General features: G+C 66.5%; 14 protein-coding genes. 8 read left to right on the top strand and 6 right to left on the bottom strand.

What is annotated here, in order from left to right; translation table 11 throughout:
- Nucleotides 1–15 precede the first annotated feature (15 nt).
- The 3 genes from ACZ1I5_RS09310 (at nt 16) to ACZ1I5_RS09300 (ending at nt 1,489) form a co-directional block, all read left to right on the top strand.
- Nucleotides 16–456: a DNA polymerase III subunit chi gene (locus ACZ1I5_RS09310; protein ID WP_465173407.1), complete on the top strand. Its 441-nt coding sequence runs from the start codon at nt 16–18 to the stop codon at nt 454–456.
- A gap of 90 nt (nt 457–546) precedes the next feature.
- Nucleotides 547–969 carry a nucleoside-diphosphate kinase gene (ndk, locus tag ACZ1I5_RS09305; RefSeq protein ID WP_332718605.1) on the top strand — a complete coding sequence of 141 codons (423 nt, stop codon included), beginning with the start codon at nt 547–549 and terminating at the stop codon, nt 967–969.
- A 1-nt stretch (nt 970) separates the two neighbouring features.
- The gene (locus ACZ1I5_RS09300) at nt 971–1,489 is read left to right on the top strand and encodes a GNAT family N-acetyltransferase (protein WP_465173406.1); all 519 of its coding nucleotides are present in this window, start codon (nt 971–973) and stop codon (nt 1,487–1,489) included.
- A gap of 83 nt (nt 1,490–1,572) precedes the next feature.
- Here the strand turns inward: ACZ1I5_RS09300 and ACZ1I5_RS09295 are convergent, their stop codons facing one another.
- Genes ACZ1I5_RS09295 through purM form a run of 4 tightly spaced genes read right to left on the bottom strand, consistent with a single transcriptional unit; the run spans nt 1,573 to nt 4,327 of the window.
- Nucleotides 1,573–2,259, bottom strand: coding sequence for a hypothetical protein (locus ACZ1I5_RS09295; RefSeq protein WP_465173405.1), 687 nt, complete (start codon nt 2,257–2,259; stop codon nt 1,573–1,575).
- Nucleotides 2,256–2,585: an MmcQ/YjbR family DNA-binding protein gene (locus tag ACZ1I5_RS09290; protein WP_465173404.1), complete on the bottom strand. Its 330-nt coding sequence runs from the start codon at nt 2,583–2,585 to the stop codon at nt 2,256–2,258. Before ACZ1I5_RS09290 ends, ACZ1I5_RS09295 begins: the two co-directional genes overlap by 4 nt.
- Nucleotides 2,586–2,629: 44 nt before the next feature.
- Complete coding sequence (gene purN, locus ACZ1I5_RS09285; protein ID WP_465173403.1) at nt 2,630–3,205, bottom strand: phosphoribosylglycinamide formyltransferase; 576 nt, start codon at nt 3,203–3,205, stop codon at nt 2,630–2,632.
- A gap of 27 nt (nt 3,206–3,232) precedes the next feature.
- Entirely contained in the window at nt 3,233–4,327 is a 1,095-nt protein-coding gene (purM, locus tag ACZ1I5_RS09280) for a phosphoribosylformylglycinamidine cyclo-ligase (protein WP_465173402.1), read from the bottom strand.
- Nucleotides 4,328–4,388: 61 nt separating this feature from the next.
- Here purM and ACZ1I5_RS09275 point away from each other — a divergent pair, with 61 nt between their 5' ends.
- From ACZ1I5_RS09275 to ACZ1I5_RS09260, 4 genes are read left to right on the top strand one after another with little or no spacing between them, the layout of a single operon-like run.
- The gene (locus ACZ1I5_RS09275) at nt 4,389–5,648 is read left to right on the top strand and encodes a heavy-metal-associated domain-containing protein (RefSeq protein ID WP_465173401.1); all 1,260 of its coding nucleotides are present in this window, start codon (nt 4,389–4,391) and stop codon (nt 5,646–5,648) included.
- On the top strand, nt 5,645–6,280 hold the full coding sequence (locus tag ACZ1I5_RS09270; RefSeq protein WP_465173400.1) for an HdaA/DnaA family protein: 636 nt from the start codon (nt 5,645–5,647) through the stop codon (nt 6,278–6,280). Before ACZ1I5_RS09275 ends, ACZ1I5_RS09270 begins: the two co-directional genes overlap by 4 nt.
- Nucleotides 6,277–8,454: an RNA degradosome polyphosphate kinase gene (locus tag ACZ1I5_RS09265; protein ID WP_465173399.1), complete on the top strand. Its 2,178-nt coding sequence runs from the start codon at nt 6,277–6,279 to the stop codon at nt 8,452–8,454. Before ACZ1I5_RS09270 ends, ACZ1I5_RS09265 begins: the two co-directional genes overlap by 4 nt.
- Nucleotides 8,455–8,459: 5 nt before the next feature.
- Nucleotides 8,460–9,956 (top strand): Ppx/GppA phosphatase family protein, encoded by a 1,497-nt coding sequence (locus tag ACZ1I5_RS09260; RefSeq protein WP_465173398.1) that lies wholly within the window; start codon nt 8,460–8,462, stop codon nt 9,954–9,956.
- Nucleotides 9,957–9,973: 17 nt separating this feature from the next.
- Here ACZ1I5_RS09260 and ACZ1I5_RS09255 read toward each other — a convergent pair whose 3' ends face one another.
- Both ACZ1I5_RS09255 and rnd read right to left on the bottom strand, forming a co-directional pair.
- Complete coding sequence (locus tag ACZ1I5_RS09255) at nt 9,974–10,261, bottom strand: I78 family peptidase inhibitor (RefSeq protein WP_465173397.1); 288 nt, start codon at nt 10,259–10,261, stop codon at nt 9,974–9,976.
- On the bottom strand, nt 10,258–11,436 hold the full coding sequence (rnd, locus tag ACZ1I5_RS09250) for a ribonuclease D (RefSeq protein WP_465173934.1): 1,179 nt from the start codon (nt 11,434–11,436) through the stop codon (nt 10,258–10,260). The genes ACZ1I5_RS09255 and rnd overlap by 4 nt, the downstream gene beginning before the upstream one ends.
- A 103-nt stretch (nt 11,437–11,539) precedes the next feature.
- On the opposite strand from rnd, the gene aspS reads away from it, so the two are divergent.
- Nucleotides 11,540–13,360, top strand: a complete 1,821-nt coding sequence (aspS, locus tag ACZ1I5_RS09245; protein WP_465173396.1) for an aspartate--tRNA ligase — start codon at nt 11,540–11,542, stop codon at nt 13,358–13,360.
- Nucleotides 13,361–13,419: the final 59 nt, after the last annotated feature.

Genomic DNA, 13,419 nt, shown 5'->3' with positions numbered 1-13,419 from the left:
CGGACGGAAAGTGACATGCAGGTCGACTTCTATCATCTGACCGCCCAGCCGCTCGACCGCGTGCTGCCCCGCATCGCGGAGCGCGTGGTCGACAGCGGGGGCCGTCTGCTGATCGTGGCCGACAACGAGGTGCAGCGGCTTACGATCGACAAATTGCTCTGGACCTATGCGCCCGAAAGCTTCCTCGCCCATGGTCTGGCGGGTGGGGCGGGCGACGCGATCCAGCCTATCCTGATCGCGGCGACCCCGGTGGCCGCCAACGAGGCGCGCAATATCGCGCTGGCGGACGGCGTCTGGCGCGAGGAAGCGCTCGGTTTCGATCGTGCCTTCCACTTCTTTGACGGCGATCGAATCGTCGAGGCGCGACAGGCGTGGAAAGCACTTGCCGACCGGGACGGAATCGAGCGCCGCTACTGGAAGCAGAACGACTCGGGCAAATGGGAACAGGCTGCCTGAACCAGCCGGCGATGCTTGCATCCGGGCCCGCTCCCGCCTAGGGGAGCCGCGACTTTTCCGCCCCATCACATACAGGAGCCCGTGACCGTCATGGCCGCGAACCGTACCTTTTCGATCATCAAGCCCGATGCCACCCGCCGCAACATCACCGGCGCCGTCACCAAGATGCTGGAGGACGCCGGTCTGCGCGTCGTTGCCTCCAAGCGCATCCAGATGACCAAGGACCAGGCCGAGGGCTTTTACGGCGTTCACCGCGAGCGTCCTTTCTTCAACGACCTGGTGTCGTTCATGATCTCGGGCCCGGTCGTCGTGCAGGTGCTCGAGGGCGAGAATGCCGTTCAGCGTAACCGCGACATCATGGGCGCGACCAACCCGGCCAATGCCGATGCCGGCACGATCCGCAAGGAGCTGGCCGAATCGATCGAGGCGAACTCGGTCCATGGGTCGGACTCGGACGAGAATGCGGCGATCGAGATCGCCTATTTCTTCAAGCCGGAAGAGATTGTCGGCTGAGATGAGCTGGCGGGTGCGACAGGCCGGGGCAGCGGACGCCGCCGCCCTGTCGCTGGTCGCTTCCGCCACCTTTCTCGAAACCTATGCCGGCCTGATCGATGGCCGGGATATCGTCGCCTATTGCGCGACGAACAACCTGCCGGACAGGTTCGCCGCCTGGATAAACGACTCCCTCGGCGCGGTGACCATTGCTGAAGCCGCGATGGGCGGTGCGCCGGTCGGCTATGCCGTGCTGACCGAGCCCGACCTGCCGGTGGAGGCCGGCCCGGCGGATATCGAACTCAAGCGAATCTACACGCTCTCGCTGATGCACGGTTCGGGCCTCGGCCCGGCCCTGATGGACGCCGCGGTGGACGACGCCGCGAGGCTCGGCCGCAAGCGCATCCTTCTTGGCGTGTACGGCAAGAACCCGCGTGCCCAGAGCTTCTACAAGCGCCAGGGCTTCGAGGTCATCGGCGAGCGGCAATTCCCGGTGGGCAGCACGCTCCACGACGACCTTGTGCTGGCGCGGGACATTTGATCCTGAAGCGGGACGCGTAAACGCTCCGGCTTTCTCCTCCGCGCGCTTTATCTCCGGTCGACGCGAACGCTGGGAGGCCTACTTCACGGCTTCGGCTTCTCCCGGGCCCAAAGCGCTTCCAGCCGCGCCGGCTGCGACGTTCGCTCCCGTAGGACGATCCCCTTCAGGCTGAAAGCTCGGCTCCGCGCGATTCGGCCGTGGGTCTCCCAGATCACGTCATAAATGGCACTGTCGCTGCGTTGTTTGTCGGCATCCCAATAGCTGCTGGTGATCAGCACGGGCAGTCGGCCTTCGCGCGCGTCGGGCCCGCCGTCGGTCGCCGCCAGGATCGCTCCGGAGAGCCAGTCGGCCTGGATGTGCGGCTCGAGCACGCTTGATTGATTGCTTACGCCGAGCGCGGTGGGGAAGCGCACATCGATACTCTGGATCGGATGCGCCTCATCCTTGAGCGCGAGCCGCGAACCGCCATGTTCAGGCGTCGCGGTCAGCAGCACCAGGGTGCGCGCCTTGCTCTCGCTCGCCTTCTCGGCCTGCTTCTCCTGCTCGTCGGCGCGCCTGTCGGACCAGCTCATCCACAGGCTGAGCGCGGCGATGATCAGGCCGGCCACGCCGACCAGCTCCGCCAAGGTCACCCAGCGCCGCCGCGTCGCCGCCGCCTCCGCCCGCTCGACCGCCTGTTGCGCGGCGTTCTGGAGTGCCGGGTCCGGCGGAGGAGGCGCGGGAGGCGGAACGGGCTCGGGGACCGGCGGAACAGGGGTCTCGTCGCTCATCGTCCACCAGCCTCCAGTAATTTACGCGGCGCCACCAGCTCCCAGCTGATCGCGATCCGGTCGCCGACATGGTCCCAGTCGGTCTCGCCGGTGTCGAGCCGCATCCCGATCCAGCCGGCATGGCCGATATAGGCCGGCACATAATAGAGGTCCGGATCCATCTCGACGAGCATCGCCTGCTCCTCGAGCCCGCTCGTCTTGACCTGTACCGCCGTGCGATCGTCGCCATGATGGTTGTGCGAGAAATAGGCGAAGACCTTGCCCTTCTCGATGAAGAAGGTCGGTGCACCGTGCGAAATCTTTTCGGCGGCGCAAGGCAGCGCCATGCAGATGGCGCGGATTTTCGCGAGAACGGGCTCCGGGTCGGGACTCATCGCGCCGCGAAGTCTGCCAGAACCCTCGGGTAAAGGCGATGCTCTTCGGCGAGCACGCGCGCGGAAAGGGTGTCGGCGGTGTCGCCGGGCTGGATAACTATCTCTGCCTGGCCGAGCACCTCGCCGCCGTCGAGTTCCTCGGTGACGATATGCACCGAGCAGCCGGCGACGGCATCGGCGGCATCGATCGCGCGCTGGTGAGTGTCCAGACCCTTGTACTTCGGCAGCAGCGAGGGATGGATGTTGACGATCCGCCCGCGCCAGCGCGCGACGAAATCATCCGAGAGCAGGCGCATATATCCGGCAAGCGCGATGATTTCGACGCCGGCGGCGCGAAGCGCGGTGTCGATCGCGGCTTCATACTCGGCCTTGGGCATGCCCTTGGGCGATTGAGCAAAGGTGTGGAGGCCAGCGTCGCGCGCCCAGGCGAGGCCGGGCGCGTCGGGCTTGTCGGAGGCGACGATGGCGATTTCGTAGGGAGAGGCGGGATCGCGCGCTGCTTCAGCCAGCGACATCATGTTCGAACCGCGGCCCGAGATCAGAATGCCGACGCGCCGCTTCACTTCTCCCATCCCGCTCGCGGGAGGAGGCGGGTCCCATCAAGCCTCATGCGTTGCCGACCAGGCAGCCCGTGCACTCCACGCCTCATCGCTCCCGAACACCGTGCACCCACGCGTGCCAGCCTCGATCTTCCCGATCGCAAACACCGTCTCGCCAGCGGCCTCCAGCGCTGCCTTCACCCCGTCAGCCTGATCGGCAGCCACCACCGCCACCATCCCGATCCCGCAATTGAAGGTCCGCGCCATTTCCTCAGGTTCGATCGCACCCTGGCCCTGGAGGAAACCCATCAGCCGCGGCTGCGGCCACGCATCCGCATCGATCCGCGCATGCACGCCCTCGGGCAGCACCCGCGGCACATTCTCCAGCAGCCCGCCGCCGGTGATATGCGCCAGCCCTTTGACCCTTTTCCCGGCGAGCAGCGGCAGCAGCGACTTCACATAGATTCGCGTCGGCGCCATCAGCGCGTCGATCAGCATCACGTCCTGATCGAACAGGGCAGGACGGTCGAGCTTCCAGCCACGGTCCGCCGCGAGCCTGCGCACCAGCGAAAAGCCGTTCGAATGCACGCCCGACGAAGCGAGGCCGAGCAATATGTCGCCCGGCGCGATCGCGGCACCCGTCAGAACCCGGTCGCGCTCGACCGCGCCGACGCAGAAGCCCGCCAGGTCGTAATCGCCCTCGGCATACATGCCCGGCATTTCGGCGGTTTCTCCACCGATCAGCGCGCAGCCCGCCTGCTTGCAGCCCTCCGCGATCGAGGCGACGACGCGCTCGGCCACCGCTGCGTCCAGCTTCGCGGTCGCATAATAATCGAGGAAGAACAGCGGCTCGGCGCCCTGCACGATCAGGTCGTTGACGCACATCGCGACCAGGTCGATCCCGACCCCGTCATGGCTATCATGGTCGATCGCGAGCTTCAGCTTGGTGCCGACCCCGTCATTGGCCGCGACCAGCAGCGGATCCTTGAAGCCGGCCGCCTTCAGGTCGAAGAACCCGCCAAAGCCGCCGAGATCGGCATCCGCGCCGGGTCGCCGAGTCGATTTCGCCAAGGGCGCGATCGCGCGCACCAGGGCATTGCCGGCTGCGATGGAGACGCCCGCCTGGGCATAGGTATAGGGTTCAGTGTCGCTCATTGTCGCCGCCTAGCCATATCCTGCTTGGATTTCCACGCCTGCTTCGCCAAAAGGGCCCGCAATGACTGCCCGTCGCCTTGTCCGCCTGCTCCCGGTCGCCCTGCTGATCGCCGTCACTGGCGGAATCGTCGCGGCACAGGGTGATGAAGATGGCAGCCCCGCCGTATCGGCGGGTGATGGATCGGGCAGCTATGAGGTTGGCGGCGTCACCGTCGACGTGACCGCCAAGACCGCGGAAGCGGCGCGCACCGGCGGATGGCGCCTCGCCCAGCGCAAGGGGTGGCAGATGCTCTCGCAGCGTCTCGGCGGGGATGGCAGCCTCGTCTCCGACAGCACGCTCGACGCGATGGTGTCGGGCATCGTGGTCGAGAATGAGCAGATCGGCCCCAATCGCTACGTCGCGCGGCTGGGCGTGCTGTTCAGCCGCGCGCGCGCTGGCGCGCTGCTCGGCGTCGCCGGGCAAACGGCACGCTCGGCGCCGATGCTCACCATTCCGATCGAGTGGTCGGGTGGGGCGGGGCAGGCCTTCGAGCAAAAGACGCAGTGGCAGGAGGCCTGGAGCCGCTACCGCACCGGCAACAGCGCGATCGACTATGTCCGCCCCGCCGGTTCCGGCCCCGATTCGCTTCTGCTCAACGCAGGGCAGACCGGGCGGCCGAGCCGCATCTGGTGGCGTACGATCCTCGATCAATATGGCGCATCCGACATCCTGGTGCCCGTGGTCCGGCTCTCCCGCCAATGGCCTGGCGGCCCGATCATCGGCGTGTTCGAAGCGCGGCACGGCCCTGACAATCACATCATCGCGCGTTTCACCCTGCGCGTAGGCAATGGCGACGCGCTTCCGGTGCTGCTCGATGCCGGCGTGAAACGGCTCGACGAGGCCTATCAGGCGGCGCTGCGGAGCGGCGTCCTCCGCACTGACTCCGGGCTTTCCAGCCGCCCGCCCGAGCCCGAGGCAGTCGTTGAGGACGAAGCCCCGGGAGAGGCGCCGGTGGAGGCGACCGACGCGCTGCAGGTGACCACCGGCGCCGCGATCAGCGTTCAGGTCGACACGCCCGGGGCCGCGTCCGTCTCGGCGACCGAGGCCGCGTTGCGTGGCATTCCGGGCGTGCGGTCAGCGCTCACCACCAGCCTCGCGCTCGGTGGCGTGTCCGTGATTCGGGTCAGCTTCGATGGCGATCCGGCGGCGCTGCGGCCATTGCTCGAAGCTCGGGGGTGGACCGTACAGGGCAGCGGCACGACATTGCGGATTCGCCGTGCCGGCACCCCGTCTCAAGGTGGCGCCGCCGCACCGCCACCGGAAAACGCGACCGAGGGATGAGCCAGATCGCGCTGCCATTTGATTGGCCGCCGGACCCGCGCGACGACGAATTCCTCGTCAGCGACTCGAATGCCCGTGCCGTGCAGCAGCTCGAACATTGGAGCACCTGGCCGGTGATGGCGGTGGTGCTCAGTGGGCCCCGTAAATCGGGGCGAAGCCTGCTTGCGCGAATCTTCGCCGCGAAGAGCGGCGGCGAGATCATCGACGATGCCGAGCGGCAGAGCGAGGCGGCGATCTTCCACGCCTGGAACCGCGCGCAGGAGACCCGGCATCCGCTGGTCATCGTCGCCGACGCGCCGCCGCCGGAATGGACGATCAAGCTGCCGGATCTTCGCTCGCGCCTCACCGCGAGCCCGAGCGCGCGAATCGGTCCGCCCGACGAAGCGTTGATGCAGGCCCTGTTCGAGCGACAGTTCCTCCGGCGCGGCCTGGATGCGCGTCCCGACCTGATCCAATGGCTGATTCATCGGGTCGAGCGCAGCCATGTCGCCCTCCTGCGCACCGTCGATATCCTCGATCAGGCGGTCCTCGCGCGCCACAAACGCTTGTCGATTCCGCTCGCGCGGGCCACATTGAGTGAAGCGGGGCTGATCGCCGGTCGCGCACCCGAATTACCGATCGAGAACCTATGACACGGCCCGCCCATATCGTGCGTCTGGACGATGACGATGACCCCTTCGTCAGCGGCGAGGGCAGCGAACGCTACTTCAATCGCGAGCTTTCCTGGCTGGCCTTCAACCGGCGCGTGCTGGAGGAAGCGTGCAATCCGGCGCATCCGCTGCTGGAGCGCGTGCGCTTCCTGTCCATCTCGGGCTCGAATCTCGACGAGTTCTTCATGGTCCGTGTCGCCGGCCTGAAGGGGCAGCAACTTCAGGACGTCGACCGGCTTTCGGTCGATGGCATGTCTTCGCGCCAGCAGCTCGCCGCGATCGTGGCCGAGGCCGATGAGCTGGTGGAGAGCCAGCGCTCGGTCTGGCGCGATCTGCGGCACGAACTGGCCGCGACCGGCATCGTCGTGCTCGGCTCCAAGACCATCGATGCGGCGGTCACGCCCGAGGAACTGACCTGGCTGGAAACCCATTTCCGCGAGCAGATCTTCCCCATCCTGACGCCCCAGGCGCTCGATCCCGCGCATCCTTTCCCGTTCATGCCCAACAAGGGTCTGGCGGTGATGTTCGATCTGGTCCGCCTGTCGGACAATGAGCCGATTCGGGAACTGGTCATGCTGCCGGCGCCGATGGCGCGGTTCATCCGGCTGCCGGGCGAAACGGCACGGTACGTCGCGGTCGAATCGTTGGTGAAGCGATTCTCGTCGCTGGTCTTCCCGGGTTACCGGGTCGAGGGCGGAGCCGAATTCCGCGTGCTGCGCGACAGCGATATCGAGATCGAGGAAGAGGCGGAGGATCTCGTCCGCTACTTCGCCAACGCGATCAAGCGCCGCCGCCGCGGCCGAGTGATCCGGCTCGAGCTGGAAAGCGGCATGCCCGAAGGCTTGTCCAAGGCCCTGCGCGACGAGCTGGGCGGCGCGGATGCGTTCGTCACCGAGAGCGGCGCGTTCCTCGGTGTCGGCGACCTGGAATCGATCGTCGACGAGGATCGCCCCGACCTGAAATTCCCGCCCTACAGCCCGCGTTTCCCGGAGCGGATCCGCGAGTTCAACGGCGATTGCTTCGCGGCGATCCGCGCCAAGGACATCGTCGTCCATCACCCGTACGAGACCTTCGACGTGGTGCTGGCGTTCCTGCGCCAGGCAGCGGCCGACCCGGACGTGGTGGCGATCAAGCAGACGCTCTACCGCGCCGGCAAGCAGCCCGCGGTGATCAACGCGCTGATCGCGGCGGCCGAGGCCGGCAAGTCGGTCACCGCAGTTGTCGAGCTCAAGGCCCGTTTCGACGAGGAGCAGAACCTTCTCTGGGCCTCGGCGCTCGAACGTGCGGGCGTGCAGGTCGTCTATGGTTTCATGGAGTGGAAGACTCACGCCAAGGTCTCGATGGTTGTCCGGCGCGAATCGGGGCAGTTTCGCACCTATTGCCACTTCGGCACCGGCAATTATCATCCGGTTACGGCGAAAATTTATACCGATCTCAGCTTCTTCACGGCCGATCCTCGTATCGGGCGCGATGCCGCGCAGATGTTCAATTACGTCACCGGTTATGTCGAGCCGCACGACATGGCGCTGGTCAGCCTCTCGCCGCGCGACATGCGGCCGCGGCTGATGGGGTTGATCGACACCGAGATCGACTTCGCCAGGGCCGGCAAGCCCGGCGCGATCTGGGCCAAGATGAACTCGGTGGTCGATCCTGCCGTGATCGAGAAACTCTATGAGGCCAGCGCCGCAGGCGTGCGGATCGACCTGATCATTCGCGGCATCTGCTGTCTGAGGCCGGGCGTGCCGGGCCTGTCCGAGAATATCCGGGTGAAATCGGTGATCGGGCGCTTTCTCGAGCACAGCCGCATCTGGGCATTCGGCAACGGCAAGGCGTTGCCCAATGACGGCGCGAAGATCTTCATCTCCTCGGCCGACTGGATGCCGCGCAATTTCGACCGCCGCGTCGAATATATGCTGCCGATCGAGAATCCGACGGTGCACGACCAGATCCTCGACCAGGTCATGGTCGCCAACCTGATCGACAACGAGCAGAGCTGGGAGCTCCAGGCGGACGGCAGCTATGTGCGGGCGGAGCCGGGCGACCGGCCATTCAACCTGCATCGCTATTTCATGACCAATCCGTCGCTGTCCGGGCGCGGTGCCGCGCTGTCGGCCAGCGACGCTGTCCCGAAACTTTCGTTGAGCCGCAGGCGTTAGGGGGCGTGGCCACCCTTCTTTTCCGCAAGCCCCGGGCCGAAACGGCCGGGGAACCGCGCACCGGCATCATCGACATCGGGTCGAACTCGATTCGTCTCGTCGTGTATCAGGGGCCCGAGCGGCTGCCCGCGATCCTGTTCAACGAAAAGGTGATGGCCGGCCTCGGTCGCGGCCTGGCCGAGACGGGTGCGATCGCCGAACCCGCGCTCGAGGTGGCAAGCGAGGCGCTGGCCCGTTTCGCTGCCGTCGCGCGCGAAATGGAGGTGACCCGGCTCCGCACCGTGGCCACGGCGGCGGTCCGCGATGCGTCCAACGGCCAGGAACTGCTCGATACGGCGCGTGAACTGGGGTTGCAGGTCGAATTGCTCTCGGGCGAGCAGGAAGCGACCGCCGCCGGGCACGGCGTGCTGTCCGCCATTCCCGATGCCGACGGCATCGTCGGCGATCTCGGCGGCGGCTCGCTGGAACTGGTCCGCGTTTCGGGCGGCAGGGTGCGTGACCGCGTGTCCTTCCCCTTCGGCGTGCTGCGCATCGGTGCGATGCGGGCGAAGGGACAGGGCGCGCTCGAGCGACAGCTGTTCAAGTCGCTCAAGGCCGCCGGCTGGCTTGGGCGGGGCAGGGGGCTGCCGCTCTATCTCGTCGGTGGATCATGGCGCGCGCTGGCGCGGCTCGACATGCACCTCAACAATTATCCGCTGCCGGTGATCCACCAATATTCGATGACATTGCCCGCGGTCGCGCGCATGGGCCGCACGATCAGCCATGTCCCGAAAAGCTGGCTGCGTGCCATTCCCGGCCTCTCCTCGGGCCGCGCGGCGACGCTGGGCGATGCCGCCGCGCTGCTCGCGGTGCTGCTCAAGCATCTCCAGGCCGAAACCACGATCGTCTCCGCCTTCGGCCTGCGTGAAGGCTTGCTCTACGGCGCGCTGGACGCTCCGGTCCGCGCGCAGGACCCGCTGATCGTCGCCGCACGCGACGAGGGGCAGCGCCACGGCCGTTTCGCTGAGCATGGCGATCTGCTCGACCACTGGATTGCTCCTCTCTTCGCCCGCGACACGCTGGCGCAGGCCAGGTTGCGGCTCACCGCTTGCCTGCTTGCCGATGTCGGCTGGCGTGCCAATCCCGAGTTCCGCGCCGAACGCGGCGTCGAGATCGCGTTGCACGGTAATTGGGTGGCGATCGACGCGCGCGGTCGCGCCATCGTCGCCCAGGCGCTGTTCACCAGCCTTGGCGGCGGCACCGACATTCCGGTGCCGCTGGAGTCGCTCGCGCCGGCCGACGACCTGAAACGCGCGATCAGCTGGGGTCTCGCGATGCGGCTGGGCCAGCGACTCAGCGGGGGCCTTGCTGGTCCACTGCGCCGCTCGCGTCTCACCGACGATGGCGAGATCGTGACGCTTCACGTCACCCCGGATGACCTCGCGCTGTATGGCGAGGCTGTGGAACGACGCCACGCGGCGCTTTGCACCGCGCTGGGCAGGAAACCGATCGTTACCGCCTGAGGTCTCAGCCGCCCCAATCAGCCGCAATGAACGCGGGTGACGACATCCTTCTCGTCGAGATCGACGTTCAACCGGTCGACGCGGAAATCCATCGTCACTGCCGTGCCCGGCCGGATCACGCGCACGGTCCTCGATCCCGATGCGATTCGTGCCTGTTCGACGGCATCGGCCGCATAGGGTTTGCCGACCAGGCCGTTCGCGGCCCCGGCGGCACAATTGGCTGGCGCGGGCGTCTCGGCGGGCGTCTCCGCCGGCGGCACCGGCGCGCAGGCCGTCAGCGCGGCGAGCAGAATGAGGACTTTCATGCCTCCACATCCTCCGTTCGAGTCATCTTCAGCTTGCCGTTGACCACGGCAAAGGCAAGCCGCCCTTCGACGAGATCGAGCGCATCCCGGCCGAACTGATCGAAGCGCCAGCCTTCGAGGATCGAAATCCCCTCGCGCTGGCCCGCCGCGAGCGCCTCAAGATCCTCGCTCCGCGCCAGCAGCCGCGCCGCGACGTCGATTTCCTTGGAACGGATCTTGAGCAGCAGCTTGAGCAGGTCGGCGACCAGCGCGCCGTCCTTGCCGAGCCCCGGCTTGCGATCGTCGCGCGCGGGCATCTCCTCCGCGCTCATCGGCGTCGCCGCCTCCAGCGCCGCCATCAGCCGCGCGCCGATATCGTTGCCGGCCCAGGTCGCCGAGAGGCCGCGCACCTTGGCCAGATCGGCTTGCTTGCGCGGCGCATGGCCGGCCAGGTCGGCGAGCGTCTCGTCCTTGACGATTCGGCCGCGCGGCAGATCCTTGCTGCGCGCTTCCAGCTCGCGCCACCGCGCCAGCGCCTTCAGCCGGCCGAGCACATCGGGCTTGCGCCCCGCGATTCGCACGCGCTTCCACGCCTCGTCCGGGTCGTTGGCATAGTTTTTCGGATCGCCGAGCCGCTCCATCTCCTGGTCGAGCCAGGCCCCGCGCCCGGTCCGGCGCAGCCGCTCGAGCATCTTGGGGAAGATTTTCGCAAGATGGGTAACGTCGCCGATCGCATATTCGATCTGCCGTGCATCGAGCGGCCGCCGGCTCCAGTCCGTGAAGCGCGCGCCCTTGTCGACCTGGATGCCGAGATAGGCATCGACCAGGTTGGAATAACCCACCTGCTCGCCTTGCCCCAGCGCCATCGCCGCGACCTGCGTGTCGAACAACGGGTGCGGCGTCTTGCCGGTCAGATTGTAGATGATCTCGAGATCCTGCCCGCCGGCATGGAAGACCTTCAGCACGTCCTCGTTATTGACCATCAGTTCGAGCAGCGGCGTCATGTCGAGTCCCGGCGCCATCGGGTCGATCGCCGCCGCCTCGTTCACATCGGCGATCTGGATGAGGCAGAGCTCCGGCCAGAAGGTGTTCTCGCGCATGAACTCGGTATCGACGCAGACGAAGTCGGCCTGGCCGAGTCGGGTGCAGAGATTGGCGAGCGTCGCGCTGTCGGTGATTAGCGGATGGATATGCATCGTGACGCCATAGACATGTGTCGCCGCCTTGACAAAGCGGCGTATGACGGGGAAGCGCGCGGTTTCACGCCCATCGGCATCCACTCGTTCGAAAAGACAGATCATGCACGCCTATCGCACCCATCATTGCGCCGAGCTGCGCCCCGAACAGGTCGGGCAGGAAGTCCGCGTTTCCGGCTGGGTCCACAAGAAGCGCGACCATGGCGATCTGGTATTCGTCGATCTGCGCGATCATTACGGCATCACCCAGATCGTCACTGACGTGAGCGGCCCGGTCTTCGACGTGATCGAGTCGCTCAAGAATGAGTCGGTCGTCACCATCACCGGCATCGTCGTCGCACGCGCTGCCGAAGCAGTGAACCCCAACCTCGCCACCGGCGCGATCGAGGTCCGCGCGTCCGCGGCGGTGGTCCAGTCGGTAGCCCATGACCTGCCGATGCCGGTCGCGAGCGAGAATGAATATCCCGAGGAGATTCGCCTCCGCTATCGCTTCCTGGATCTGCGTCGCGAGCGGCTTCACGCCAACATCATGCTGCGCAGCCAGGTCATCACTTCGCTGCGCCAGCGCATGATCGGCCAGGGCTTCACTGAATTCCAGACCCCGATCCTGACCGCGTCCAGCCCCGAGGGCGCGCGCGATTATCTCGTCCCATCGCGCGTCCATCCGGGCAAATTCTACGCGCTTCCCCAGGCGCCGCAGATGTTCAAGCAGCTGCTGATGGTCGCCGGCTTCGACCGCTATTTCCAGATCGCGCCCTGCTTCCGCGACGAGGATGCCCGCGCTGACCGCTCGCCTGGCGAATTCTACCAGCTCGATTTCGAGATGAGCTACGTCACCCAGGACGATGTGTTCGCCGCGATCGAGCCGGTGCTGCACGGCGTGTTCGAGGAATTCGCTGACTGGCAGGGCAAGGGCCGCACCGTCTCGGCGCTGCCGTTCAGGCGCATCCCCTACCGCGAATCGATGCTGAAATATGGCAGCGACAAGCCGGATCTGCGCAACCCGATCCTCATTTCGGACGTGTCTGATCACTTCAAGGGCTCAGGCTTCGGCCGCTTCGCTGGGATCGTCGAGGCGGGCGATGTCGTCCGGGCCATCCCGGCACCCGGCACCGCCGACAAGAGCCGCAAATTCTTCGACGACATGAACAGCTGGGCACAGAGCGAAGGCTTTGCCGGCCTGGGCTATGCCACGCGCAAGGCCGGGGTGTTCGGCGGCCCGATCGCCAACAATCATGGCGAGGAAGGCATGGCGAGGATCGCCGAGGCGCTCGGCCTCGGCCCCGATGACGGCGTGTTCTTCGCCGCCGGCAAGGAAGGCCAGGCCGCCAAGCTCGCCGGGCTCGCGCGCACCCGCGTCGCCGACCAGCTCGGCCTGATCGACCAGAACCGCTTCGAATTCTGCTGGATCGTCGACTTCCCGATGTTCGAATATGACGAGGACGCGAAGAAGGTCGATTTCAGCCACAACCCCTTCTCGATGCCGCAGGGCGAGATGGAAGCACTGGAGACGAAGGATCCGCTCGATATCCTCGCCTACCAGTACGACATCGTCTGCAACGGCGTGGAGCTGTCGTCCGGCGCGATCCGGAACCACAAGCCGGAGATCATGTACAAGGCGTTCGAGATCGCCGGCTATACCCGCGCCGATGTCGACACCAATTTCGCCGGCATGATCAACGCCTTCAAGTGCGGCGCCCCGCCGCATGGCGGCTCGGCGCCGGGCGTCGACCGCATCGTGATGCTGCTCGCCGACGAACCGAACATCCGTGAAGTCATCGTCTTCCCGATGACGCAAAAGGCCGAGGATCTGATGATGGGCGCGCCCAACTTCGCCACGGAAAAGCAGCTGCGCGAACTCAACATCCGCACGATCGAGGTCGCGACGGCCAAGCCCGCGGTCGAGGCGGTACGCCCCGAATAATCGGGAACCACCATCCCGTCCGTTCGCTTCGAGCGAGGTCGAGAAGCCTCTCTCGCTTC

Source organism: Sphingomonas sp. BL-S-30 (assembly GCF_055521475.1).
Note: the sequence above shows the minus strand (reverse complement) of the source record. Positions and strands in the feature narration are given on the sequence as shown.